Genomic DNA, 24,686 nt, shown 5'->3' with positions numbered 1-24,686 from the left:
GGCGCGCCGGCCTGGCGCGCGTGTGCTTTGTCTGATGGAAGGGAAGGATCATGATCTCCGAAGAAATCAAGCGTTTGCACGAACTGCACCAGGCCGGCGCCCTGACCGACGCCGAATTCGAACAGGCGAAGGCGAAGGTGTTGTCGTCCGCCTCGTCGACGGTGAACCTGAACAAGACCGCGTTTGCCGATGGCAGTTTCGCGTCCGAACTGAGTACGCTGCGCCGCTCGCGCACCGACCGCTGGCTGGGCGGTGTCTGCGGCGGCCTGGCGCGGGTGTCGGGCGTGGACGCCTGGGTGTGGCGGCTCGTGTTCACGCTGTTCACCGTCACGTTCGGGTTCGGGATCGTGATTTACCTGTTGTTGTGGATTTTCGTACCCGAAGAATAATTTATACGCCGAATCGGCATCGACGTAGGGTGGGCACCCCGTGCCCACGCGGACGTTCGCATCAYGCATACGTTACGCGTGGGCACAGGGGGGGCCACCCTACGGCTTGATTGGCGATACCAAGGAATCGATTAATGAGTAATGAAAAACAATTCGACGTCGTCGTGATCGGCGGCGGTCCCGGCGGCTACGTGGCCGCGATCCGCGCTGCGCAGCTGGGCTTCAAGACCGCCTGCATCGACGAGTGGCAGAACACCAAGGGCGGCCCGGCACTGGGCGGCACCTGCACCAACGTCGGCTGCATCCCGTCGAAGGCACTGCTGCAATCGTCGGAACACTTCGAGCACGCCGGTCACGCGTTCGCCGAGCACGGCATCGACGTCGCCGGCCTGTCGCTGAACCTGGGCCAGATGCTCAAGCGTAAGGATGGCGTCGTCAAGGCCAACAACGACGGTATCGTCTACCTGTTCAAGAAGAACAAGGTCACCTTCTTCCACGGCCGCGGCACCTTCGCCGGCAAGACGCAAGGTGATAGCGGATACACCGTCAACGTGTCGGGCCCGACCACCGATTCGATCACGGCGAAAAACGTGATCGTCGCCACCGGCTCGAACGCCCGCGAACTGCCGGGCGCGGCATTCGACGAGAAGCTGATCCTGTCGAACGCCGGCGCGCTGACCATCGACGCCGTCCCGGCCAGGCTGGGCGTCATCGGCGCCGGCGTGATCGGCCTGGAAATGGGTTCCGTGTGGCGTCGCGTCGGTGCCAAGGTCACCGTGCTGGAAGGCCTGCCGACGTTCCTGGGTGCGGTCGACGAACAGATCGCCAAGGAAGCGCACAAGCTGTTCACCAAGCAGGGCCTGGACATCCACCTGGGCGTGAAGATCAACAGCGTCACCAAGGGCGACAACAACGTCACCGTGGAATACGCCGATGCATCGGGCGCGGCGCAGACCGCAACGTTCGACCGCCTGATCGTCTCGATCGGCCGCGTGCCGAACACCAACGGCCTCGGCATCGAGACCGTGGGCGTGCAGCTGGACGAGCGCGGCTTCATCGCCGTCGACGACGAATGCCGCACCAACGTCCCGGGCATCTGGGCCGTGGGCGACGTCGTGCGCGGCCCGATGCTGGCGCACAAGGCGGAAGAAGAGGGCGTTGCCGTTGCCGAGCGCATCGCCGGCCAGCACGGCCACGTCAACTTCAACACGATCCCGTGGGTCATCTACACCTCGCCGGAGATCGCGTGGGTCGGCAAGACCGAGCAGCAGCTCAAGAAGGAAGGCGTCGCGTACAAAGCGGGCACGTTCCCGTTCATGGCCAACGGCCGTGCACGCGCGCTGGGCGACACGTCGGGCATGGTGAAATTCCTGGCCGACGCGACGACCGACGAAATCCTGGGCGTCCACATCGTGGGCCCGGTCGCGTCGGAGCTGATCTCGGAAGCCGTCGTCGCGATGGAATTCCGCGCCTCGTCGGAAGACATCGCCCGCATCTGCCACGCCCACCCGTCGCTGTCCGAAGCGACCAAGGAAGCCGCGCTCGCCGTCGACAAGCGTTCGCTGAACTTCTAAGCAGCATTTGGGGCGTGCAACGCACGCCTCGTTGGGTGGGGTGCTTGATGCCGGGGGCATCAAGCACGTGCCCACGCGAACGCTTGCGTCATGCCGGCATACGCGTGGGCACGGGGTGCCCACCCTACGTTAACATCCACGGCATCTCATGAACGTCCAAGAGTACTACCAGCACGCGCTGACCGAGCGCGGTTTCAAGTCCGACCCCGCGCAGCAGCGCGCCGTCGACCGCCTGCAAGAGACCTATGACGACTGGGTCGGATACAAGGCCCGGCGCTCGTCCGCGTTCAAGCGCCTGATCAACCGTCCGGACGTCCCGCAGGGCGTCTACATGTGGGGCGGGGTGGGGCGCGGCAAATCCTTCCTCATGGACAGCTTCTACTCGGTCGTGCCGGTCGTGCGCAAGACGCGCCTGCACTTCCACGAATTCATGCGTGCCGTGCACCGCCAGCTCGACGAGTTGAGAGGCATGGAAGACCCCCTGATCGAGGTGGCCCGGCGCATCTCGAAGAAATACCGCCTGATCTGCTTCGACGAATTCCACGTCAGCGACGTCGCCGACGCGATGATCATGTACAACCTGCTGTCCGCGCTGTTCGCCAACGGCGTGTCGTTCGTGATGACGTCGAACTACGACCCGGACAAGCTGTACCCGGACGGCCTGCACCGCGACCGCATGCTGCCCACGATCGCGCTGCTCAAGGAAAAGCTGGACGTCATGAACGTCGACGCCGGCATCGACTACCGCCACCGCGCGCTGGAACAGGTGCAGGCCTATTACACGCCGCTGGGGGCCAGCGCCGACCACGCGTTGCGCGAGACGTATGCCAAGGTCGCGGACACGGCCGACGAGGATCCGCGCGTGCACATCGAGCAGCGCGAACTGCGCGCACTGCGGCGCGCGGGCGGCGTCATCTGGTTCGATTTCGCCACGCTGTGCGGCGGTCCGCGCTCGCAGAACGACTACCTCGAACTCGCGAGCCAGTTCCATACGGTGATCCTGTCCGGCGTGCCGCGCATGTCGGCCGCGATGTCGTCCGAGGCGCGCCGCTTCACGTGGCTGATCGACGTGTTTTACGACCACAAGGTCAAGCTGATCATGTCGGCCGAGGTCGAGCCGGAACGGCTGTACACGGAAGGCGCGATGTCGAACGAGTTCCATCGCACGGTGTCGCGTATCATTGAGATGCAGTCGCGCGAATACATGCTGGCCGAGCGCCGCGGCGCGGCCGATTCGCTGGCCTGAACACCGTTTTTGAGGAACCGAATGAAAGCCGACTTCGTAACAGCACTCCCCATCGTCGCGCTGGCGGCGCTGCTGGCGGCCTGCGCGAGCCACGACGTGGTGCCGCAGGAAGTGCCGCCGCCGCCCGTGACCTCGGTCGCCCAGGCCGACCAGTACCTGGCGGCGGTGGCGCGCGAGCGCGCGGCGATCGAGGCCCGGTTCGCCGAGCGCGAACGCGTCTGCTACGACAAGTTTTTCGTGAATAACTGCCTCGACGAGGCCAAGGAACGCCGCCGCAACGCCCTCGCGGCCCAGCGCGCGATCGAAGTCCAGGCCGAGCGCTTCAAGCGCCAGGCCGTCGTCGACGAGCGCGACCGCAACCTGGCCGAGGCCGACCGCCGTTTCAAGGAACAGGAAGCTAAGCTGGCCACCGAACCTTTGAGGCCGCCGCCGGAGCCGGCGCCCGTGCCGCCGCCGCGCAAGCCGACCGTGCCCGAGCGCGTGGCCCAGCGCGACGCCCGCCTGCGCGCGCAACAACAGAAGGAAGCGGCCGAGGCCGGCAAGCGTGCGCAGAACGTGCGCGACTACGAGGCACGCAAGGCCCAGTCCGAAGAGCGCCAGCGCAAGGTTGCCGAGCGCAAGGCGGAAAAGGCCGCCAAGAAGTAGGGTGGGCACCCCGTGCCCACGCGTGACGTATGCATCACGTTGGCGTTCGCGTGGGCACAGTGCGTGATTGATGCCCCCGGCATCAATCACCCCACCCTACGCGTGGATCAGGCGGTTTGTTGCGCCGGCTTGACGAGCTTCACGATCGCCATGCTGCAATTCCCGCCCTTGCCCTGCGACCGTTCGCCCGCCTTGTTGATGAGCATCTCGGCGGCCTGGCGCGGCGTGGCCTTGAACGTTGCGGCGCCCAGCTCGGCATCGGTAAAGAAATGCCACAGGCCGTCCGAACACAACAGGAACACATCGCCCACGGCCAGCCCGAGGCGTTGGCCGAACGTGAGGAACGGATCCTTGCGGCTATTACCCAGCAGATTCACAAGCAGCTTGGACTTGCGGTGATTCTTCGCGGCCTCCGGCGGCAGGCGGTCGCTCGACACGAGGTGCTCGACATAGGCCGCATCGCTCGTGCGCGAATGGCATTTCCCTTCGTGGAAATGGTACAGGCGCGAATCGCCCACATGGGTCCAGACGGCTTCGCCATGCGGCGTGAGCACGAGGCCGACGAAGCTGGCGTGGGCCTCGACCTGGGTCGCGACCGCGTTCATGTTGATGACGAGGTGGGTCTCCTGCACGATCTCGCGCAGCAGTTGTTGCAGGCGTTCGACGCTGGGATGATCGCCCGGCTTGAATTCGTCGAAGACCTGCTTGGCCGTGTGCAGGACCTGGTCCGACGCCGCGGCACCCGTGGCGCCGAGGCCATCGGACAGCACCGCCAGCACATAACCGGGCGCACGCGCGCCGGTCATCAGCGCGACCCGGTCGTTCTGTTGTGGGCGATTGCCGATGTGTTGCGCGGTTCCCGCTTCTATCTTGTATGAGGTCATAAACGTGGCTTTCCGATACTGCCATGCCGGACTTTGTTGGCGGCAACGACAGTGTAGTTTAAACTATGCACCGGTTTGCACAGGAGTTGCAAGCCGTAACGACGAATCGCGCCGCCCCGAGTCAGCGGGTGGCGCTACCTTCCCACCGCCTTACGCTTAACTGTTCGGAAATGCCAAACATGATCGACGTCCAGGAGATCCAGCGCCGTATTATTGAACTCGACGTGGAGCATCGCGACCTCGACGCAGTCATCGAAATGCTGACCCGCGACGGTCATACCGACCAGTTGCAGTTGCGTCGCTTGAAAAAGCGCAAGCTGCAGTTGAAGGACCACATCACACTGCTGAAAATGCAGCTCGTGCCGGACGTCCCGGCCTGATTTGGCCTACACTGCCAGGCCTCCCGTTTTAAGCTGTCCACCTTGACCGATCATCTTCCCCTGTCTTCCGCCGACCCCGGCGCCGATGTCAGCGCCGCCCCGTCCCCGGGCGAAGCCGCCGCGCAGTCTTCCGCCGCGTCGCCCGGCAAGTACGACGCCGAAGTCGACCGCATCTTCGGCGCCGGCGGTCCGCTCGCGCCCGCCGTCGGCACGTTCAAGCCGCGCCAGTCGCAAACCGAGATGGCGAAGGCGATCGCGCACGCGATCGGCACGCAGGGCACCCTGATTGCCGAAGCCGGCACGGGCACGGGCAAGACCTTCGCCTACCTCGTCCCCGCGCTGCTGTGGGGCGGCAAGACGATCGTCTCGACCGGCACCAAGAACCTGCAGGACCAGCTGTTCTCGCGCGACATCCCGACCGTGCGCGCCGCGCTGCGCGCGCCCGTCTCGGTGGCGCTGCTGAAAGGGCGCTCGAACTACATCTGCCACTATCATCTCGAACGCACCCTGTCGAACGGCCGCCTGACGTCGCGCGACGACGTCGGCCACCTGCGCGAGATCTCGCGGTTCATCAAGATGAGCCAGTCCGGCGACAAGGCCGAGTTGACCAAGGTCCCGGAAACGGCATCCGTGTGGAACCTCGTGACGTCGACGCGCGAAAACTGCGTCGGCCAGGAATGCCAGTATTACCAGGACTGCTTCGTGATGAAGGCGCGGCGCGAGGCGCAGCAGGCCGACGTCGTCGTCGTCAACCACCACCTGTTCTTCGCCGACGTGGCGCTGAAGGAAGGCGGCATGGCCGAACTGCTGCCGTCCGCCAACACGATCATCTTCGACGAGGCGCACCAGTTGCCGGAAGTGGCCACGCTGTTCTTCGGCACGTCCGTGTCGACGGGGCAGGTGCTGGAACTGTGCCGCGACGTGCTGGCCGAAGGCCTCGCGCACGCGCGCGGCGGCGTCGACTGGGCCAAGACCGTCATGGTCGTGGAGAAGGCGGCACGCGACCTGCGCCTCACGTTCCCGGAAGGCGGCACCCGGCTGTCGCTGCCGCAGATCCCGCCCAGCTCGGAATTCTTCCCGGCGCTGGAAAAGCTGAAGGAAGAGCTGGAAGGGCTGATCGACGTGCTGGAAGCGCAGGCCGAGCGCGCCGAGACGATCGAGCAATGCCGCGTGCGCGCCGTCGAGATGCTCGAGCAGTACAAGGCGTGGAAGTCGGAGCCGAAGAAGGGCAAAGAGGTGGAGGGTGACGACGCCGTGCTGTGGGTCGAGGCTTTCGCCTCGTCGCTGCAGCTGCACAAGACGCCGCTGTCGATCGCGCCGATCTTCGCCGGCCAGCGCGCCGGCACGCCGCGCAGCTGGATCTTCACGTCCGCCACTCTGGCCGTGAAGAACGACTTCAAGCATTTCACCGCGCAACTCGGCATGACGGGCGAGCCGGCGCAGACCTGGCCCAGTCCGTTCGACTACCAGCAGCAGGGCATCCTGTACGTGCCGACCGGCCTGCCGGAACCGAACACGTTCGGCTACACGGATGCCGTGGTCGACATGGCCCTGCCCGTGATCGAGGCTGCCGGCGGGCGCTGCTTCTTCCTGTGCACGACGATCCGCGCCGTCAACCGCGTGGCGGAACGCCTGCGCGAGGAATTCGCCGCGCGCGGCCTCGACTTTCCCCTGTTCGTGCAGGGCGAACGCGGCCGCACGGAACTCCTCGATTCCTTCCGCAACGCGGGTAACGCCGTGCTGGTCGGCAGCCAGAGTTTCTGGGAAGGCGTGGACGTGCGCGGCGAAGCGCTGTCGCTCGTCATCATCGACAAGCTGCCGTTCGCGCCGCCCGACGATCCCGTGCTGGCCGCGCGCATCGAAGTGATGGAAAAGAAGGGCATGAACGGCTTCGTGCACCATACCTTGCCGGAAGCCATCATCAACCTGAAGCAGGGCGCCGGCCGCCTGATCCGCGACGTCGACGACCGTGGCGTGCTGATGCTGTGCGATCCGCGCGTGATCAGCAAGCCCTATGGCCGGCGCATCTGGCAGAGCCTGCCGCCGTTCAGGCGGACGCGGGTGCAGGCGGACGTCATCGAGTTTTTCCGCTCGCCTAAAGCTTAGTCGCGACTTCGACGCCGCTGCGGGGGCGGAGATTCGGGGTCAGGAGATTCGGGGTCAGAGCCCTAAAAAAGCAAATTCGGGCTCTGACCCCCGGCTCCGTTACACGCTACCTTTCCGCCCGTCTCGCGGTACGTCTTCCCTCCTGCCTCCCTCCGCTTGTGCTGCCACAACATGCAGCATGGGTTGGTTGTTTACAGTCTCGAAGGCCCGGCCTGCGGCAGACTACAAGGGGATGCAATGGCGATTCGTTATGGCTGCTTTTTCAGCTACGCCCATGGGCGGCATGAGCTGATGCAGCGCTTCAAGGCCGCTCTGGCCGATGCACTGCGCTGTTACCTCGAACCGTATTTCGACAACGAAGACGAACTGTTCGTCGACACCGAACAACTGGGCGGCGGCGACGATCTCGACCGCAAGATCGCCCGCGCGATGTGCGAGAGCGCGTGCATGGTCCTCATCTACACGCCCAAGTACGAGGCCCACGCGTACACGCGGCGCGAGTATGCCGCGATGCGCCTGATCGAGGCCGAGCGCAGCAAGTGGTATACGCTGCCCAGCCAGATGATCATTCCCGTGATCATGACGCAGCACCCCGACCGCCTGCCGCCGCAGATCAGCGAGTCCACGTTCTACGTCGACTTCTCGCGGTTCACGATGGCCACGGCCGACCTCAAGTCCAATCCCGATTTCCTGCCCGATATCGACAAGATGGTCAGGCGCATCGTCACGCATTACCAATATCAGAAAAAGACCATGCCATCGACGCATGACTGCAACCAATTCGTACTTCCCGCTGTCCCACCCGCATGGCGTGAGTTACCGGAACCAACCTTCCCAAAAAAATGAGGAGCCTTATGGAAACCAACCGCATCACCGCAGTACCGGCCGGGCAGGCCGGCGAGGTGACGACGTTCTACTCCTACGACAGCGCCCCCGTGCGCAGCCTTGCGCTGGCCCATGCCGCCTCGCTGCTCGCCGGGCGCGCGCATGCGAAGACACCGGTGCTGATGATCGACTGGGACCTGGAAGCCCCCGGCCTGCATCATTATTTTCCCCACGCGGACGACGACCCCGGGGCCGGCGGCCTGCTCGAACTGTTCGAAGCGTGTCGCGAGCAATTGCACGGCAGTACATCGAGCGAGGATGCCGAGGCGCTGGCCGGGCGCGTGCTCGACACGCTTGCCTGGGACGAGTACATCGTCCGCGTCGACGACAGCCGCCCCCTGTACCTGATGCGTGCCGGCCGCTTCGACGACAGCTATGGCGAACGCGTCGACCGGCTCGACTGGGACGCGCTGTTCTGCGCCTGCCCGGCCCTGTTCCGCACGTTCGCCGCGCGCGTCGCGCAGCGCTACGCCCACGTCCTCATCGATTGCCGCGGCGGCCGTTCGGCGGCGGCCAGCGTCTGCACGGCGCTGTTGCCCGACAAGATCGTCGGCGTCTTCACGCCCGACGCGCGCAGCCTGGACGGCCTGCAAGGCGTCGTCGCCCGTGCCCTCGATTACCGGTGCAGCCACGAGGACGAGCAGCGTCCGCTGCAGGTCTACCCGCTGCCTTGCCCCGTCGACGCGGCGGGCGAGGGACGGTTGCGCTGGCGCTTCGGCGACGCACCCCGCAACCAGTCCGGCCAGGTGGGCCAGTCCGGCTACCAGGCGAAGCTGGAACGGATGCTGGCCGATTGCTATGGCCTGTCCAGTGTCGTGCTGGACAGTTATCTCGACGAAGTCATGCTGCCCCAGGCCGGCATCGTCGGCATGCCGCCGACCGGCAGCCGGACGCATGCCGGCGAGCGCGACCGGCTCGGGCCGCGGCGGGCCGTCGAAGCGCTGCTCGAATGGCTGGAGCCCGGCCATTTCCCGTGGCGCCCGCTGGCCGAGGTGCGGCTCGTGCAGGCCGTGGAGGCATTGCGCGATCGGGCCGCCGATCCGCAATCTCCTGCGCTCGTGCGCGAACTGGCCCGGCTGGCACAATTATATTTAGGGCAACAAAGCGAACTGGAAGCGGCACGCCGCATCGAGCAGCACGTGATCGCGCTGGAGCAGGGCCTGCACGCGATGGAGGAGGGCAAGCGCGGGCACGCGGCGCCGCGCCGTGCCGGCGAGCCGTCGCAAGACGCGCCGTCGCAAGACGCGCCGTCGCCGGATGCGCTGGACGACAAGCTGTCGCGCCTGCAGGAACTGATCGACAGCCGCAGCCCGCATGAGGCGCGCGCGCTGGCCGACAGCCTGCGTTCGACGATCCTGCGGCCGAGTGTGGCGCATCCGCTACGACGGCGCGGCGCCGCGATGATCAAGCAGGTGTATTTACAGGAAGGCGACAAGGATGCGCTGCTGGCCTTCACGCTGGACGAAGTGTCATCCCTCGAAGGCGCGCTGATCCAGGCGTCCGGAGGGCGGCCACTGGTGGCCGGCTGAAACCGTAGCGGCGTCGTGCCTGTGCCGTACCGGAGGCGCCCGGACGGCCGATAAATGTGCAGTCCGATAGATCGTTCTGGCCGTTGCTTCAGGTAAAATCGCTGCATGCGTATCCTTATCAGTAACGACGACGGCTATCTCGCCCCCGGCATCAACGCCCTGGCCGAAGCGCTTGCGGCGGTCGCCGACATCGTGGTGGTCGCGCCCGACAGCAATCGCTCGGGCGCGTCCAACTCGTTGTCGCTGGACCGTCCGCTGTCGGTCACGAAGGCTGCCAATGGTTTTTATTTTGTCAACGGCACCCCGACCGACTGCGTACACATCGCGTTGACGGGGATGCTCGACACCCGCCCGGACCTGGTCGTTTCCGGCATCAACAATGGCCAGAACATGGGCGACGACACCTTGTATTCCGGCACAGTGGCGGCGGCAACGGAAGGATATCTGTTTGGTATCCCGGCCATCGCCTTTTCACAAGTGCATGGTGGCTGGTCCGAGATCGAATCGGCCGCACGGGTGGCACGCGATATCGTGCTGCGCCGTTTCGAGATGCTCGAGTCTCCGTTCTTGCTGAACGTAAATATCCCAAATCTTCCGTACGAGCAGATCGGCCCCCTGATGCCGACCCGCCTGGGACGGCGCCACCAGTCCGAACCCGTGATCCGCGGCCAGGATCCGCGCGGACGCGAGATTTTCTGGATCGGTGCCCCGGGCGCCTGTCGCGATGCGGGCGAGGGCACGGATTTCCATGCGACGAGCAAGGGTTGCGTGTCCGTCACCCCGCTGCAGGTCGACCTCACGCACCGCGACCAGCTGGACCTGCTGCGGCGAGGGTTGGGATGAGCGAAAAGCGCAGCCAGTTTCCTCTGCCGCTCTCGTCCGTGACGGGCGGGAGTACGCGAAAGTCCGCTGCGCCGGCGCCCGTCGCCACGCCGCAGACGGCGACCCAGAATGCGCGCGAAAACAGCCAGGCGCAGCCGCCGGGCAGCCACCGGGGCGCGACCGGCGTGCCGGGCAAGGCCAAGCCGGCGCAGGTCACGCCGCAGCAGACCGTGGCGCGATCCGACCTGGCGGCCACGGAGGCGCCGCGCCGGGCGATGGCGGCCCGCACGGCGCGCCTGGGCGTCAAGGATCCGCAGGTGCTGTCGGCGCTGGAAATCGTGCCGCGCCATATGTTCGTCGAGCCGGGCATGCTGGCCCAGGCGTATGCCGACATCTCGCTGCCGATCGGGCACAACCAGACGATCTCGCAGCCTTATATCGTGGCCCGGATGATCGAGTTGCTGAAGGGCAGCGGCCAACCGCTGCGCCGCGTGCTCGAGATCGGCACGGGATGCGGCTACCAGGCCGCCGTGTTGTCGTGCGTCGCGCAAGAGGTGTATTCCATCGAGCGCATCAAGCCGTTACATGAACTGGCGAAGTCGAATCTGCGCCCGTTGCGTATCGCCAATCTGCGCTTGCAACACGGAGATGGTATGCTAGGGCTCCCGCAGGTCGCCCCGTTCGATGGCATCATCCTGGCGGCGGCCGGGCTCGAGGTGCCGCGTCTATTGCTCGAGCAGATGGCCATTGGCGCCCGCCTGGTGGCGCCCGTTGGTGCTCAGGTCCAGCACCTGCAGCGCATTATCCGTATCGGCAAGGCGGAATGGACCAGCGAAACGCTGGAAGCCTGCCATTTCGTGCCGCTGCGGCCAGGCATCGCTTGAATGCCAGAATGTTGCAAAAGAATTAAAGAGAGAATGAAACTTACGCCCCGTTTAGCCCTGTTGACCCTCAGTCTCGGCGTCCTGTCCGCCTGCAGCACCGAGACCCGCGTTGCCCCCGTGATCGACCGTCCGGCCCCGACCGCGTCCAGCTTCCGTCCGCGCCCGCAACCGGCGCCGGCACCGGCCGCCGATGACAATAAACCCGACGCGCGCGGCACCTATACCGTGCGCCGTGGCGACACGCTGCTGAAGATCGCCCTCGACCATGGCCAGAGTCATCGCGACATCGCCGCGTGGAACAACCTGTCCGATCCGGACGACATCAAGGTCGGGCAGGTGCTGAAGGTGGCGCCGCCCGAACGGAGCGCCAACGCGGTCGTGACGTCGCCCATCTCGCTGCCGGGTGCCGAGAAGACGCCGGCCGTGCCGAAGAAGACGGAACCGAACGGCGCCAAGAAGCCGTATAGCGACGCCAACCTGGCCAGCACGCAGAAGGACGATAATCCGAAGGCGGAGAAAGTGATCGCGTCCGGCGTGACGCCGGGCACCACCGTCACCGCCAACGACGACGAGAAACTGAGCTGGATGTGGCCGTCCGACGGCAGGATCGTCGCCACCTTCGACGAAGGCAAGAACAAGGGCATCGACATCGCCGGCAGAATGGGCCAGCAAGTGATGGCCGCAGGTTCCGGAAAGGTGATGTATGCCGGTAGCGGCATCCGCGGATATGGTAATCTCGTGATTGTAAAGCACAGCAACAGCCTGCTGTCGGCATACGCGCATAACCGCACCATCCTGGTCAAGGAAGGTCAGAACGTGACCAAGGGCCAACCGATCGCGGAAATGGGCGATTCCGATGCCGACGCGGTCAAACTGCATTTCGAGATACGCCAGCAGGGCAAGCCGGTCGATCCGGCGAAGTTCCTGCCCAGTCGCTAGAGAGAGCCGATGACGCTGCCGCCCGATCCGCTGGACAACGACACGCCGGAAGACAGTCCGGACGAGCCGCTGGACGACGGCGAGTTCGGGGCGGACGGCGCCGATCGTGCCGAGTTGCTGCCGGAAGGGGCGGCCACGACGGCCGTCGTCGACACCGTCGACGAGCTCAAGAGCGTGCTGCAGGCCGAACTGTCGACCGACACCACGCAGTACTACCTGAACCGGATCGGCGCCAAGCCACTGCTCGGCGCCGAGCAGGAAGTGCATTACGCCACCCTGGCCAAGGCCGGCGATTTCGCCGCGCGCCAGAAGATGATCGAGCATAACCTGCGGCTCGTCGTCTCCATCGCCAAGCACTACATCAACCGCGGCGTCGTGCTGCTCGACCTCATCGAGGAAGGCAACATCGGCCTCATGCGCGCGATCGACAAGTTCGAGCCGGAGCGCGGCTTCCGGTTTTCCACGTACGCGACGTGGTGGATCCGCCAGAGCATCGAGCGCGCGATCATGAACCAGGCCCGCACCGTGCGCCTGCCCGTGCACATGGTGCGCGAGCTGAACCAGGTGCTGCGCGCCAAATATCACCTGGAAGCCCAGCACCACGACGGCAAGGAAGCGAGCGCGGAAGACATCGCCAGCCTCGTCGGCCGGCCGGTGGAGGAAGTGCAGGATATCCTGGCGCTGTCCGAACACGCCACGTCGCTCGACGCGCCGCTCGACAACGATCCGCAGAGCAGCCTGATGGACATGCTGCCGGACGAGGGCGACGTCAGCCCGGACGCCCACGCGGAACACCACGAGATGACGGTGCTCGTGCGCGACTGGCTGCAAAAGCTGCCCGACAAGCAGCGGCTCGTCGTGATGCGCCGTTTCGGCCTCGATAACGATGACCCGGCCACCCTGGAAACACTGGCCGAAGAGATGGGCGTGACGCGCGAGCGCGTGCGCCAGATCCAGCAGGAAGCCCTCGTCAAACTGAAGCGGGCGATGGCCGCCCGTGGCGTCGTCCGCGATTCCTTGCTATGATGCCCGGCTGGCCGGAACGGCCATGAGGGTACGGCGGCGCGGCCGCCGGCCTGTCTTCCCGTTTTGCTTTCTTCTATGCCCATGCAAGAAACCTTCATCAACATCAAATCCCTCGACATGGAGGCGCGCGGCGTCGGCCACCTGGAGAACGAGGATGGCACGCCAGGCAAAGTGATTTTCGTCGAAGGCGCGCTGCCGGGCGAGCGCGTCAGCTTCGAGACCCTGCGCAAGAAGAAGAACTGGGAATCGGGTCGCATGGTCACGCTGCAGAAGGCGTCCTCGATGCGCGTCGAGCCGAAGTGCCCGCACTTCTGGCACTGCGGCGGCTGTTCGATGCAGCACCTGGAGCCGTCGGCCCAGGTCGCGATGAAGCAGCGCGTTCTGGAAGACAACCTGTGGCATATCGGGAAGACGAAGGCCGAGAACATCATGCGCCCGATGTACGGCCCGACGTGGGACTACCGCTACCGCGCGCGCCTGTCGGTGCGCTACGTGGCCAAGAAGGGCACGGTGCTGGTCGGCTTCCACGAGCGCCATTCGTCGTACGTGGCCGACATGACGAGTTGCGAGATCCTGCCGGACCACCTGTCCGCGATGCTCGTGCCGCTGCGCGAACTGGTGGGCGCGCTGTCGATCTACCAGCAGATGCCGCAGATCGAGATCGCCGTCGGCGAGGAAACCACCGTGCTCGTGCTGCGCATCATGGCGCCCCTGACGCCGGCCGACGAGACGCTCGTGAAGGCGTTCGCGGACCAGTGGAATATCCAGTGGTGGCTGCAGCCGAAAGGGCCGGACACGGCGGCGCCTTACTATCCGCCCAAGGATGGGACTAACTACAGGGAGTTGTATTACTCGCTGCCGGAATTCGGCATCASGATGCCGTTCAAGCCGACCGATTTCACGCAGGTGAACCACCAGATCAACCGCCTGCTCGTACACAAGGCGCTGGGCCTGCTGGAGGTGCAGCCGACGGACCGCGTGGCCGACCTGTTCTGCGGCCTCGGCAACTTCACCCTGCCGCTGGCGACGCAGGCGCGCGAGGTCGTCGGGATCGAAGGCAGCACGGCGCTGACGACGCGCGCGCTGGAAAATGCCCGCGCCAACGGGCTGGCCGACAAGACGACGTTTTATACGCGTAACCTGTTCGAGGTCACGAAGGACGACCTGGTCGCGCTGGGCAAATTCGACCGCATGCTGGTCGACCCGCCGCGCGACGGCGCCGTCGCGTTGGCCGTCGCGCTGGCCGAGCTGCGCCTGACGAATCCGGAACTGATGCCGCGCCGGATCGTGTACGTGTCGTGCAGCCCGTCCACCCTGGCGCGCGACGCCGGCATCCTCACGCATCGCGCGGGGTATGTATTGAAGAAGGCGGGCGTGGCGAACATGTTCCCGCATACGTCGCACGTGGAATCGATCGGCGTGTTCGAACTCGTCGACGATTTCCAGCCGCGCGAGTTCAACGCGCCCCAAGTCGCGGAATGATCGGTAGGGTGGGCACCCCTGTGCCCACGCGTGACGTTCGCGTAACGGTGGCGTTCGCGTGGGCACGGGGTGCCCACCCTACGGCTACCGTATGGCGACCCGGTCCAGCAGCGCAAACAATCCCGCCGGATCCACCGGCTTGACGAAATAACTGTCGAACCCGGCATACGTCGCGCTCGCCTGGTCCGCCTGCTGGCCATAGCCCGTGATCGCGACGAGCGTCGCCTCCGCGCAGTCGGGCAGCGCGCGCAGCCGGCGCGCCAGTTCGTAGCCGTTCATGCCGGGCAGGCCGATGTCGAGCAGGAAGGCGTCGTAATGCGTCTGCGCTGCCTGTTCCAGGGCATCGCCCGGGTCATGCATCACCGTCACCTGATGGCCGCCGGATTCCAGCAGCAGGCCCAGGGTCATGGCCGCGTCGACGTTGTCGTCGACCAGCATCAACGAGAGGCTGCGTGCCGCGCCGGGTGCCGGGGGCGCGCAGGTCGTCGATCCGCCGGCCGGGACCGTTGTGCCGTGCAGGCGCGGCAGGCGGACCGTGAATTCGCTGCCCAGGTTGCGGCCGTTGCTGGCCGCCGTCACCATACCGCCGTGCAGTTCCACGAGGCTTTTTACGAGCGCGAGACCGAGGCCCAGCCCGCCCTGCGAGCGGTCGGGCGTGCGCTCGGCCTGCGAGAACAGGTCGAATACGGTCGGCAGCAGTTCGGCCGCGATGCCGATGCCGTTGTCGGACACGCTCACGAGCACCTGGTCCGGCGTGATCCCCATCCAGACCGACAGCCTGCCATCCTCGGGAGTGTATTTGGCGGCATTGTTCAGGAGATTCGCAATGACCTGCACCAGCCGCTTCGGATCGCCCTCGACGATGGCCGGCTCCGTCGGCAGGTGCAGCGCCAGCTCGTGTCGGCGCGCCTCGATCAGCGGGCGCACCTGTTCGACGGCATCGGTGATCACGCGGCGCAGGTCGACTTCCTCGCGCGTCAGCACGACCAGGCCGCGGGTGACGCGCGAGACGTCCAGCAAATCGTCGATCAGGCCCGTCATGTGCGCCACCTGGCGCGCGATGATGGCGCTCGTGCGCTCCACGCGCAGCGTGTCGGGCGGGCCCATGTTCAGCAACTGGGCGGCGGCCGAGATCGGGGCCAGCGGGTTGCGCAACTCGTGCGCCAGCATGGCCAGGAATTCGTCCTTGCGGCGGTCGGCGAGGCGCAGCGCGTCTTCCGCGCGCACGCGCTCGACGGCGCTCCAGGCGCGCTCGGCCACGTCCTCGATCAGGCGCACGATGTCGGCGCTCCACACGCGCGGCWGGTTGTCATTGATGAACAGGCAGGACGTCAGCGCGCCGCTGCGGTGCAGCGGCACGACGACGCCCGAGCGGATCTGCAGCGCGGCATAGTTCGGCCAGATTTCGGCGCCGCTCGTGCGCGGATCGCGCTGCAGGTCGCTCGAGACCCACGTGGCGTGGGCCAGCGAGGCGAAATTCGCGATGCCGAACAGGGCGGCGGGGAAGGTGCCGTTCAGCTCGGCGACGATGCCGTCCGTGTAATTCGAATGGAAGGTGACCAGTTGCTTGTCGGCGTCGTAGTCGCCGTACAGCACGCGGCTGGCCTGCAGGAAGCGGCCCAGCATGGCGCCCGTCTGGGTGAAGATCTGGGCCGGATCGTTCAGGCGGCGCAGCAGGTCCGAGACTTCCAGCCGGAATTCGTTCWTGTCCAGCAACGTGGTCTGGCGCGCGACGGCGTCGCGCAACGCCTGCTCGGCGCGCACGCGGTCGAGCGCTTCCCAGCTGCGCTCGGCGATATCGGTGGCGAGGCGCTGGGCTTCCTCGTCCCAGTCGCGCGGCAAGGTGCAATAGCCGACGAGGGCCGCCACCAGCTGGCCGCGACGGATCTTGGGCACCACGAGGATGGCGCGCGCGCCGGCCGCCGCATAACGGTCGCCCCTGGCGGGCAGGCGCGGGTCGGCCGTGGCGTCGCGTACGGCCAGCGGCGAGCCCGTGCGCAGCAGGGCCAGGGCCTGCGGGCCGAAGTCGTCGAGGCGGGCGCGGCGGCCGACCAGCGGGCTGACGGCGTCGCGGGCCCAGTCGTGCATCACTTCGAAGCTGCCGTCTTCCTCGTCCGTTTCGACATAGCAGGCGTGCTCGAGTTCCAGGTGCTTGCCGAGCAGGGTGCACGCCGATTCGATGATGTCGGACGGGTGGTGCAGGCGGCGCAGGCTGTCCACTACCTGCAGCTGCACGGCATGCCGCCGTTCGAGCTGGACCCGCTGCGTGGTCTCGCTCGTCACGCACAGCACGCCGCGCACCGTGCCGGCATCGTCGCGCACGGGCGAGTAGGCGAGCGTGAACCAGGCGCTGTACGGCTGGCCGTTGCGGTCGATGGGGCTGGGCACGTCTTCGCCATACGTGGCGTGCCCGGAGAGTGCACGTTCGACGAGGGGTTTCAGGCCGGACCAGCGGTCGGGCCAGACCTGGGCCAGCGGGCGGCCGAGYGACGCGGGATGCGTCCCGTCGAGCAATGGGATGAATGCGGCATTGTAGAGCAGCGCCAGCTGCGGCCCCCAGGCGAGATACATGGGGAATTCGGACTCGAGGATGAGGCTGACCGCATTGCGCAATGCGGGACTCCACCGGTCCGGCGGGCCGAGCGGGGATACCGACCAGTCATGAACGTGGTAGCCGGCGCGAACCGCGCCGGTACTGCCAAGGAGATGAAAGTCGCGCGTCGCCGCTTCCATACTGATCGCTTCCGGGTCCTAAAGCGGTCATTTTATGCGCAAAAGCATAAGCTGGAGCAGACGTAAAAAAAAATACATTTTCCGCGCGAGAAATTCCGTTGGCGCCCGGAGAGAGAAATATCTCCCCGGGACCACTATGTGGTGAAAAACGCACTGCCATCCGGAATAAGTTTGATGGCAACAGTATAACCATTGTGTCGCCGCCACGGCGCACGGGAGACACTTAGAACTTCGCGCGCACCCCGAACGTGATGTTCCGCCCTGGCAGCGGCGCAATATCCTTCAGCAGCGACGTCGACAGCCGGATGTCTTCGTTCAGCAAGTTCTTCGCCGAAACGAAATACGTCAGGTCCGTCTTGTCGAGCTTTTGCGTGTACGAGAGGTTGGCATCGACCTGGTTGTAGGCCGGGGACGGCGTCGTCTCGAAAGCGGCCAGGCGGTCCTGGCCGCGCGCATGAATCCACTCGAGGTTGGTGCGCCAGTGCGGCTGGCGGTAGCCGATCGAGGCGCCGAGGCGGTCGGCTGGCTGCAGGGGCAGGTTGCCGGCATCGTCGAGGTAGCCGCGCGACGTGTCCGCGAACACGCGCCCGTTCCAGCCCATGCCGATCTGGTTCCACGTCATTTCCGCTTCTGCGCCCTGGATGTGCGCCTTCGCCTGCTGGAACAGGCGCTGGCGGAAGTCGCCGCCCGGGTTGCCGTCCTCGTCGAACGTGGCATCCGTGACGTGGCCGTAGATGAAATTGTTGACATTGTTGCGGTAAGCGTTCAGGCGCCAGCGCATCAGGCCGCTCGTCTTTTGCAGCGACAGTTCGATGTTGCGTGAGATTTCCTTGTGCAGGTCCGGGTCGCCGACGTCGAACGTCAGCGTGGCGTCGTGCGGGCCGCCGGAATACAGCTCCTCGGTCGCGGGCGCGCGCTGGGCGTACGACAGCGTGGCGCCGAACGAATAGCCCTTGGTGAACGGCCACAGCGCGCCGATCGAGCCCGAGCCCAGGTCGAAGCTGCGTTCCTTGTTGCTGACCGGCTTGCGGTCGACGTTCTCGTAACGCACGCCCGCGTTCCAGCGCAGCGGGCCCGAACTCCACTCCTCGACGAGGAACGCGGCCTGCGTCGTCGAATGCGTGACGGGCACCGTGTCCGGGCCGCCTTCCGCGCTCAGCGCCGAGAAATGCGTGTTTTCCGTCTGGATGCCGAATGTGCCGCGCAGGCCGAGGCCGGTCAGCGGCTTGTGCGTGAGCTCGATGCGCGACTCGAACGACTTGTTCGAGAACAGCGTCGCCGGCACGCCGTCGTCCAGTTCCGCGTGGTGGTAATCCGTATAGCCGGCCTTGACGCGCGCGCTTTCGAAGCCGTCCAGCGGGTTCTTGACGACGCTGTCGAAGTCGTAGCGGTTCTGGCGCTGGTCGATGTGCGATCCCTCGTTCGTCGGGATGCCATAGAAATTCGTCAGGTGCGATGCCGACAGGCCTGCATAGCCCCAGTCGTCGATGTACGAACCGCCCACGCCGATGTTGCGTTCGCGCGTGTCGGCATTCGGCAGCCGGTTCATGCGCGACGTCGGATCGTTCAGCACGCGCAGGTCGGGGATCTGGTAGTCGTCCGTGTTGCGCATGTTGCCGTCGATGTGGAGGCCGAACTTGCCGACGGCGCCGTCCAGCGTGCCGGACAGGTTCTTGCCGTCGTCGACGGTGCTCGCGCGCGTCTCGACCTGGCCCGTGAGCTTCGGCTCCAGCGCCGTCGGGATACGTTCGTTGACGACGTTGACGAGGCCGCCGATGGCGCCCGAGCCGTACAGCAGGGCGGCGGGGCCGCGCAGGATCTCGATCTGGCGCGCCACGGCGCCTTCCGCTGCGACGGCATGGTCGTTCGACAGGCCGGACACGTCCGACGTCGCCATGCCGTTCTCCAGCATTTTCACGCGCGAACCTTCCATGCCGCGGATGATGGGGCGCGATGCCCCGGCGCCGAACGCGGATGCGGATACGCCCAGTTCGTTCTGCAGTGTCTCGCCCAGCGAGCTGCCGACCTTGTCGCGCAATTCGTCGCCGGCGAGCACTTTCGCCGGGGTCAGGATCTGGTCGCCTTCGCCATTGCGCAGCGGGCTCGCCGTGACGACGACTTGCTGGATCTTGCCTTCGTTGATGGTCTGTTGGTCATCGGCCGCGCGGAGGGCGGGGTGGAAGGCGAGCAGGAGCGCGCTGGCGAGCAGCGTACGTTGGATATTCATAAGTTTTACAACCTCAAGCGGATGGATAACGGCGCGCACCGCCGGGACGGGCCGGGCGGTGCGGATCAACACGGGATGCGTTATTCAAGCCTGGGGAGGGGCGCGCGACTGGAACGGGCAGGTGGCCAGCAGGCAGATGCCCGGGGTGTCGGGAACGGTCGGGGCCGCGTAAGCCAGCGCGGCGGGAACGAACTGGCGCAGCGTGGTCGGCAGCGCGAAAGCGATCTGGGCACTGGCCGCGCACTGGCCGCACAGGTCGTGCAGGCCGGGCTTGGGCAGCTTGTCGCTGCCATCGTCATCGTCCTCGCCGGTCGCAGCCGCCGCCTGCTGGACGACCGCCTCGTCGATCTCGGCCCAGTGCGTATAGCCGTGGCCGAGCGACAGCTGCTGCGTAATGAGCAGCAGCAGCGACAGCAATACGTGGACCAGGCTACGGGACATGGGGGATAGGATCGAAAGCGAACGGATATTGTACGCAGTGCCGTTCGGTTCTGACAATATAAAAGCCGGCCCGCAGGCCGGCTCGTCATTGCATCGCGCCGGTATCAGTCGCGGTTACCAAACCCGATGCCCAGCAGTTGCAGCAGGCTGGTGAACACGTTGTAGATGTCCAGGTAGATGGCCAGCGTCGCGCTGATGTAGTTCGTCTCGCCGCCGTTCACGATCCGGTTCACGTCGAACAGGATGAAGCCCGAGAAGATCGCCATCGCGAGCACCGATACCACCAGCATCAGCGCCGGCAGGTGCAGGAACACGTTGGCCAGGCCGGCCAGGATCACGACGACGGCGCCGGCGAACAGCCAGCTGCCCATGCCCGAGAAGTCACGCCTGGACACGGTCGCGATCGTCGCCATCGTGGCGAACACGGCGGCCGTGCCGGCGAACGCCGTCATGATCAGGGTGCCGCCATTCGAAAAGCCGAGCGTGTAGCGCAGCAGCGGGGTCAACCACAGGCCCATGAAGAACGTGAAGCCGAGCAGGATCGGCACGCCCGCCGCCGAGTTCTTGGTCTTCTCGATCGCGAAGATGAAGCCGAACGCGATGGCGAGGAAGAGCAGCACGCCCATGCCGCCAGCAAAGATCGGCAGGGCCATTTGCAGGCCGATCCAGGCGCCGAACACCGTCGGGACCATGGACAGCGCCAGCAGCCAGTAGGTATTGCGCAGCACGCGGTGACGGGTGGCGCGGATGGCCGAGACGTCGTAGGTTTTCTGCAGGCTGGGAATCATAATGCCTCCGTTGGAAGAAATCGCTTTGCTCCCCATATGGGGACTGGCCCCGTCTTCAACAGGGGAACGTGTGCCGGAAACGCAGTTTTAAGTCTTGCATAAGCTCCGGCCCGCGCCGCCCATATGGACGAGGTCTCATCGATGTCACTCTATCATCCCCGGCCGCATAGGCGCAATATGGGGGGGCGGCGGCCGGACGCGTCGAAAAACCTGTTGCGCGTTGCGGATCCGGCCTGCGATGCTCGCTGTACTACTCGTACAGCTGCGCTTCTCGGGCTGCGTGCCCCGGCCAATCCGCGGCCGCTCGCGACGGTTTTTCGAGGCGCCCGGATGTATGGTAAAATCGAAGGTTGATTGAGTTCTCAAATCTCGATTTAAACCTTTCTTTTTATTGGAGTTTTTAAATGGCAATCGAACGCACCCTGTCGATCATCAAACCTGACGCAGTCGCTAAAAACGTAATCGGCCAAATCTACAGCCGTTTCGAAGGCGCTGGCCTGAAGATCGTCGCTGCCCGTATGGCCCAGCTGTCGCGCGCCGAAGCCGAAGGTTTCTATGCCGTCCACAAAGAGCGTCCGTTCTTCAAGGATCTGGTCGACTTCATGGTGTCGGGCCCGGTCATGATCCAGGTGCTGGAAGGCGAAGGCGCGATTGCCAAGAACCGCGACCTGATGGGCGCAACCGATCCGAAGAAGGCTGAAAAGGGCACCATCCGCGCCGACTTCGCTGACTCGATCGACGCCAACGCCGTGCACGGTTCGGACGCTGCCGAGACCGCCGCTGTCGAGATCGCTTACTATTTCCCGGCACTGAACGTCTACTCGCGTTGATTGTATGGTAGACACGCGTGTTTGATGCCCCCGGCATCAAACACCTACCAAAGCGTAAGGTTTCGTAGCAAATTTTTTTTCGTTGAGCAGCGCAAGCTGGCTTAACATCGCAATATCCCGCTCGCCCTGCTCGCCTGTCGCCATGCGCCAGGCCCCGGCGGGCGGGACTTATTTTGAAGGCACAGGATTCAATCATGGCAACTCTCACCAACTTGCTGGACTTCGATCCCGCGCAGCTCGTCGCTTACTGCGCCGAGTTGGGGGAGAAGCCGTTTCGCGCCAAACAGCTGCAGCGCTGGATCCACCAGTTCGGCGTCGCCAATTTCGACGACATGACGGATCTGGCCAAGTCGCTGCGCGAAAAACTCAAGACGCGTGCCGAAGTCCGCTCGCCCGCCATCATCAGCGACCACACGTCCAGCGACGGCACCCGCAAGTGGCTCGTGGACGTGGGCAATGGCAATGCCGTCGAGACCGTGTTCATCCCGGAAGAGACCCGCGGCACGCTGTGCATCTCCACGCAGGCCGGCTGCGCCGTCAACTGCCGCTTCTGCTCGACGGGCAAGCAGGGTTTCAACCGCAACCTCACCGTCGCCGAGATCATCGGCCAGCTGTGGATGGCCGAGTTCGAACTGCGCCGCACGAAAGGCATCGAGCCGGGGCCGAAGGGCGAGCGCCAGATCACGAACGTCGTCATGATGGGCATGGGCGAGCCGCTGCTGAACTTCGATCCGACCGTCACCGCGCTGAAGCTGATGCTGGACGATAACGCCTACGGCCTGTCGCGCCGCCGCGTGACCGTGTCGACGTCGGGCGTCGTGCCGAACATGGACAAGCTCAGCCAGGAATGCCCGGTGGCGCTGGCGGTGTCGCTGCACGGTTCGAACGATCCGCTGCGCGACATGCTCGTCCCCCTGAACAAGAAATACCCGCTGCGCGAACTGCTGGCCGCGTGCAAGCGCTACCTGGAATTCGCTCCGCGCGACTTCATCACGTTCGAATACTGCATGCTGGACGGCGTCAACGACACGGACGAGCATGCCCGCGAACTCATCGCCCTCGTCAACGATCCGGTCGTCGGCGTGTCGTGCAAGTTCAACTTGATTCCGTTCAACCCGTTCCCGGAATCCGGCCTCGTGCGCTCGAAGAACCCGCGCATCAAGGCCTTCGCCCAGATCCTGATGGATGCCGGGCTCGTGACGACGATCCGCAAGACGCGCGGCGACGACATCGACGCTGCCTGCGGCCAGCTGGCGGGCGAGGTCAAGGACCGTACCCGCGTTGCTGAACGCATGAGCAAGATGGCTGAGTATCAACGAAAACTCGAGCAGAAGTTCGGCCCGAACTTCGGCAAGATCGTGGAGATCGCCTCCTGATGCCGCGGCTGTCCGGACGCCTGGCCTGCGCGCTCGCTCTGCCCCTGCTGCTGTCGGCCTGTGCCGGCAACGGCGGGCTGGCAGGTGATACGCGCGAGCTCAAGACGCTGTCCGACCAGACGGCCGCGGAAAAACGCGCCCAGATCCGCCTGCAACTGGCGGTGGGCTATTACCGGGAACGCAAGTACGACATCGCGCTGGACGAGGTGAAGCAGGCCATCGCCGCCAACCCGGAGTATGCCGACGCGTATGGCGTGCGCGCCCTGATCTACACGGCGATGGGAGAAAATGCCCTGGCCGACGAAAACTACCGGCACGCGCTGCGCCTGGCGCCGCGCAATCCGGACCTGTCCAACAACTACGGGCTGTTCCTGTGCGATGGCGGCGGCAAGCCGGCCGAGGCAATGACGTATTTCGAGAGCGCGCTGAAGAATCCGAACTACGCGTCGCCCGTCAAGGCCATGGTCAACGCGGGCAATTGCAGCCTGAAGTTGAAGAGTGTCGACGCGGCCGAGCGCTATCTGCTCGATGCCTTGCGTTACGATCCCGACCTGCCGGCCACGAGCGCCGGCCTGGCCCGGGTATATTTCGAGCGGCGCGATTATTCTCGCGCCGGGTTTTTCATTAACCGCCTGACGGAGACAGCGAAGCTCGACACGCTGTCGGCCGACGTGCTGTGGCTGGCCATCCGGGTCAAGCACATGCTCGGCGACCGGGTCATGGAAGCATCGCTGGCGGCGCAGTTGCGCAAGCGCTTCCCCGGCTCGCCCGAGTACGCGGCCTTCGAGCGCGGTGCATTTAGTGAGTGAGACAACGATAATGAGTTCCGAGCGTGCAGATCAGCCGGCGACGCCCGACAACCAACCGCCAGTGCACGGCATTCCCGGCCGGGTCCTGGCCGCACAGCGCGAGGCGATGGGCTGGTCCGTCGAACAGGTGGCCGACCAGCTGAAACTGGCCGTGCGCCAGGTCATCGCCCTGGAGGCGGGCGACTACGCGTCGCTACCGAGCCCGGCCGTGACCCGCGGCTTCGTGCGGGCCTATGCCAAGCTGGTGAAGGTCGATCCGGCCCCGCTGGTGGCCCAGATCGCCATGGAGACCGAGCCCGCGCCCGATACGAGCGCCGTCACGGCGAACCGCCGTCCGACCCCTGCCTCGTTCTCCCAATCGAAATTCCCGAGCCATGGCAAGCGTTCCGGCTTGCCGCTGGGCTGGATCGCCGGTGCCGTCGTTGTCGTCGTGGCCGCGGCGGCGGCGGCCTGGCACTTCGGCATCGTGCCGGGCGGCCCGCACAGCGAGACCACGAACAATGGCGTGGCCGCGCCTGCCGCGAACGGCGCCGCCGTCGAGACGGCCAATGGCAGCTCCGTCGAGCCGCTGCAGAGCCCGTCCGTACCGCTGATTTCCGTGCCGGGACCGAGTGCCAGCGCAGCGGCGCCCGGCGCTTCGGCGCCGGCCGCAGCGCCGAACGGCAGCACGCCTGCGACCGCGGCACCGGGC

The 24,686-nt window shown here is 65.6% G+C and carries 22 protein-coding genes; 17 read left to right on the top strand and 5 right to left on the bottom strand.

Features of this window, described 5'->3' with window-relative positions; all coding sequences use genetic code 11:
* Positions 1-47 precede the first annotated feature (47 nt).
* From AC1DYX_RS06930 to AC1DYX_RS06915, 4 genes are all read left to right on the top strand, one after another.
* Positions 48-389: a PspC domain-containing protein gene (locus tag AC1DYX_RS06930; protein WP_477257664.1), complete on the top strand. Its 342-nt coding sequence runs from the start codon at positions 48-50 to the stop codon at positions 387-389.
* A gap of 134 nt (positions 390-523) precedes the next feature.
* Positions 524-1,963, top strand: coding sequence for a dihydrolipoyl dehydrogenase (gene lpdA / locus AC1DYX_RS06925; RefSeq protein WP_477257643.1), 1,440 nt, complete (start codon positions 524-526; stop codon positions 1,961-1,963).
* A gap of 148 nt (positions 1,964-2,111) precedes the next feature.
* Positions 2,112-3,209, top strand: coding sequence for a cell division protein ZapE (gene zapE, locus AC1DYX_RS06920; protein ID WP_477257641.1), 1,098 nt, complete (start codon positions 2,112-2,114; stop codon positions 3,207-3,209).
* 21 nt (positions 3,210-3,230) lie between these two features.
* On the top strand, positions 3,231-3,854 hold the full coding sequence (locus tag AC1DYX_RS06915) for a hypothetical protein (protein WP_477257639.1): 624 nt from the start codon (positions 3,231-3,233) through the stop codon (positions 3,852-3,854).
* Positions 3,855-3,961: 107 nt separating this feature from the next.
* On the opposite strand, the gene AC1DYX_RS06910 is transcribed toward AC1DYX_RS06915, so the two are convergent.
* Positions 3,962-4,738 carry a PP2C family protein-serine/threonine phosphatase gene (locus tag AC1DYX_RS06910; protein ID WP_477257637.1) on the bottom strand — a complete coding sequence of 259 codons (777 nt, stop codon included), beginning with the start codon at positions 4,736-4,738 and terminating at the stop codon, positions 3,962-3,964.
* Between the two features lie 179 nt (positions 4,739-4,917).
* Between AC1DYX_RS06910 and AC1DYX_RS06905 the strand changes: the two genes are divergently transcribed.
* From AC1DYX_RS06905 to rlmD, 9 genes are all read left to right on the top strand, one after another.
* Positions 4,918-5,118 (top strand): YdcH family protein, encoded by a 201-nt coding sequence (locus AC1DYX_RS06905; RefSeq protein ID WP_477257635.1) that lies wholly within the window; start codon positions 4,918-4,920, stop codon positions 5,116-5,118.
* Positions 5,119-5,160: 42 nt separating this feature from the next.
* Positions 5,161-7,224 (top strand): ATP-dependent DNA helicase, encoded by a 2,064-nt coding sequence (locus AC1DYX_RS06900; protein WP_477257633.1) that lies wholly within the window; start codon positions 5,161-5,163, stop codon positions 7,222-7,224.
* A gap of 237 nt (positions 7,225-7,461) precedes the next feature.
* Complete coding sequence (locus tag AC1DYX_RS06895; protein ID WP_477257662.1) at positions 7,462-8,070, top strand: toll/interleukin-1 receptor domain-containing protein; 609 nt, start codon at positions 7,462-7,464, stop codon at positions 8,068-8,070.
* An 8-nt stretch (positions 8,071-8,078) separates the two neighbouring features.
* The gene (locus tag AC1DYX_RS06890; RefSeq protein ID WP_477257631.1) at positions 8,079-9,638 is read left to right on the top strand and encodes a hypothetical protein; all 1,560 of its coding nucleotides are present in this window, start codon (positions 8,079-8,081) and stop codon (positions 9,636-9,638) included.
* A 105-nt stretch (positions 9,639-9,743) separates the two neighbouring features.
* Positions 9,744-10,481, top strand: a complete 738-nt coding sequence (gene surE / locus AC1DYX_RS06885) for a 5'/3'-nucleotidase SurE (RefSeq protein ID WP_477257629.1) — start codon at positions 9,744-9,746, stop codon at positions 10,479-10,481.
* Positions 10,478-11,344 carry a protein-L-isoaspartate(D-aspartate) O-methyltransferase gene (locus AC1DYX_RS06880; RefSeq protein WP_477257627.1) on the top strand — a complete coding sequence of 289 codons (867 nt, stop codon included), beginning with the start codon at positions 10,478-10,480 and terminating at the stop codon, positions 11,342-11,344. The genes surE and AC1DYX_RS06880 overlap by 4 nt, the downstream gene beginning before the upstream one ends.
* 33 nt (positions 11,345-11,377) lie before the next feature.
* Entirely contained in the window at positions 11,378-12,283 is a 906-nt protein-coding gene (locus tag AC1DYX_RS06875) for a peptidoglycan DD-metalloendopeptidase family protein (RefSeq protein WP_477257625.1), read from the top strand.
* A gap of 9 nt (positions 12,284-12,292) precedes the next feature.
* A complete protein-coding gene (gene rpoS / locus AC1DYX_RS06870) occupies positions 12,293-13,309 on the top strand; it encodes an RNA polymerase sigma factor RpoS (protein ID WP_477257623.1) in 1,017 nt (338 codons plus the stop codon).
* Between the two features lie 81 nt (positions 13,310-13,390).
* The gene (gene rlmD, locus AC1DYX_RS06865; protein ID WP_477257660.1) at positions 13,391-14,791 is read left to right on the top strand and encodes a 23S rRNA (uracil(1939)-C(5))-methyltransferase RlmD; all 1,401 of its coding nucleotides are present in this window, start codon (positions 13,391-13,393) and stop codon (positions 14,789-14,791) included.
* Between the two features lie 84 nt (positions 14,792-14,875).
* Here rlmD and AC1DYX_RS06860 read toward each other — a convergent pair whose 3' ends face one another.
* The 4 genes from AC1DYX_RS06860 to AC1DYX_RS06845 form a co-directional block, all read right to left on the bottom strand.
* Positions 14,876-17,524, bottom strand: coding sequence for a hybrid sensor histidine kinase/response regulator (locus tag AC1DYX_RS06860; RefSeq protein ID WP_477257621.1), 2,649 nt, complete (start codon positions 17,522-17,524; stop codon positions 14,876-14,878).
* A gap of 223 nt (positions 17,525-17,747) precedes the next feature.
* Positions 17,748-19,751: a TonB-dependent receptor gene (locus AC1DYX_RS06855; RefSeq protein ID WP_477257619.1), complete on the bottom strand. Its 2,004-nt coding sequence runs from the start codon at positions 19,749-19,751 to the stop codon at positions 17,748-17,750.
* A gap of 84 nt (positions 19,752-19,835) precedes the next feature.
* Positions 19,836-20,192, bottom strand: coding sequence for a DUF2946 family protein (locus tag AC1DYX_RS06850; protein WP_477257617.1), 357 nt, complete (start codon positions 20,190-20,192; stop codon positions 19,836-19,838).
* Positions 20,193-20,296: 104 nt separating this feature from the next.
* The gene (locus AC1DYX_RS06845) at positions 20,297-20,980 is read right to left on the bottom strand and encodes a Bax inhibitor-1/YccA family protein (RefSeq protein ID WP_477257615.1); all 684 of its coding nucleotides are present in this window, start codon (positions 20,978-20,980) and stop codon (positions 20,297-20,299) included.
* Between the two features lie 404 nt (positions 20,981-21,384).
* Between AC1DYX_RS06845 and ndk the strand changes: the two genes are divergently transcribed.
* From ndk to AC1DYX_RS06825, 4 genes are all read left to right on the top strand, one after another.
* Entirely contained in the window at positions 21,385-21,810 is a 426-nt protein-coding gene (gene ndk, locus AC1DYX_RS06840; RefSeq protein WP_477257613.1) for a nucleoside-diphosphate kinase, read from the top strand.
* A 191-nt stretch (positions 21,811-22,001) separates the two neighbouring features.
* On the top strand, positions 22,002-23,186 hold the full coding sequence (gene rlmN, locus AC1DYX_RS06835; protein WP_477257658.1) for a dual-specificity RNA methyltransferase RlmN: 1,185 nt from the start codon (positions 22,002-22,004) through the stop codon (positions 23,184-23,186).
* On the top strand, positions 23,186-23,995 hold the full coding sequence (pilW, locus tag AC1DYX_RS06830; protein ID WP_477257611.1) for a type IV pilus biogenesis/stability protein PilW: 810 nt from the start codon (positions 23,186-23,188) through the stop codon (positions 23,993-23,995). The genes rlmN and pilW overlap by 1 nt, the downstream gene beginning before the upstream one ends.
* Before the next feature lie 10 nt (positions 23,996-24,005).
* Positions 24,006-24,686: helix-turn-helix domain-containing protein (locus AC1DYX_RS06825; RefSeq protein ID WP_477257609.1), on the top strand; the 681-nt coding region annotated here is incomplete at its 3' end.

This window comes from Massilia sp. P2_C2 (assembly GCF_056404615.1).
The sequence above is the reverse complement of the archived record's forward strand: the minus strand, read 5'-3'. Positions and strand labels throughout refer to the sequence as shown.

What these genes read in the sequence shown, in the direction of transcription:
- zapE (WP_477257641.1), top strand. Translation starts at nt 2,112, where the DNA reads ATGAACGTCCAAGAGTACTACCAGCACGCGCTGACCGAGCGCGGTTTC.
- AC1DYX_RS06895 (WP_477257662.1), top strand. Translation starts at nt 7,462, where the DNA reads ATGGCGATTCGTTATGGCTGCTTTTTCAGCTACGCCCATGGGCGGCAT.
- rpoS (WP_477257623.1), top strand. Translation starts at nt 12,293, where the DNA reads ATGACGCTGCCGCCCGATCCGCTGGACAACGACACGCCGGAAGACAGT.
- AC1DYX_RS06855 (WP_477257619.1), bottom strand. Translation starts at nt 19,751, where the DNA reads ATGAATATCCAACGTACGCTGCTCGCCAGCGCGCTCCTGCTCGCCTTC.
- AC1DYX_RS06850 (WP_477257617.1), bottom strand. Translation starts at nt 20,192, where the DNA reads ATGTCCCGTAGCCTGGTCCACGTATTGCTGTCGCTGCTGCTGCTCATT.
- AC1DYX_RS06910 (WP_477257637.1), bottom strand. Translation starts at nt 4,738, where the DNA reads ATGACCTCATACAAGATAGAAGCGGGAACCGCGCAACACATCGGCAAT.
- AC1DYX_RS06875 (WP_477257625.1), top strand. Translation starts at nt 11,378, where the DNA reads ATGAAACTTACGCCCCGTTTAGCCCTGTTGACCCTCAGTCTCGGCGTC.
- AC1DYX_RS06880 (WP_477257627.1), top strand. Translation starts at nt 10,478, where the DNA reads ATGAGCGAAAAGCGCAGCCAGTTTCCTCTGCCGCTCTCGTCCGTGACG.
- AC1DYX_RS06845 (WP_477257615.1), bottom strand. Translation starts at nt 20,980, where the DNA reads ATGATTCCCAGCCTGCAGAAAACCTACGACGTCTCGGCCATCCGCGCC.
- lpdA (WP_477257643.1), top strand. Translation starts at nt 524, where the DNA reads ATGAGTAATGAAAAACAATTCGACGTCGTCGTGATCGGCGGCGGTCCC.
- AC1DYX_RS06890 (WP_477257631.1), top strand. Translation starts at nt 8,079, where the DNA reads ATGGAAACCAACCGCATCACCGCAGTACCGGCCGGGCAGGCCGGCGAG.
- ndk (WP_477257613.1), top strand. Translation starts at nt 21,385, where the DNA reads ATGGCAATCGAACGCACCCTGTCGATCATCAAACCTGACGCAGTCGCT.
- AC1DYX_RS06915 (WP_477257639.1), top strand. Translation starts at nt 3,231, where the DNA reads ATGAAAGCCGACTTCGTAACAGCACTCCCCATCGTCGCGCTGGCGGCG.
- pilW (WP_477257611.1), top strand. Translation starts at nt 23,186, where the DNA reads ATGCCGCGGCTGTCCGGACGCCTGGCCTGCGCGCTCGCTCTGCCCCTG.
- surE (WP_477257629.1), top strand. Translation starts at nt 9,744, where the DNA reads ATGCGTATCCTTATCAGTAACGACGACGGCTATCTCGCCCCCGGCATC.
- AC1DYX_RS06905 (WP_477257635.1), top strand. Translation starts at nt 4,918, where the DNA reads ATGATCGACGTCCAGGAGATCCAGCGCCGTATTATTGAACTCGACGTG.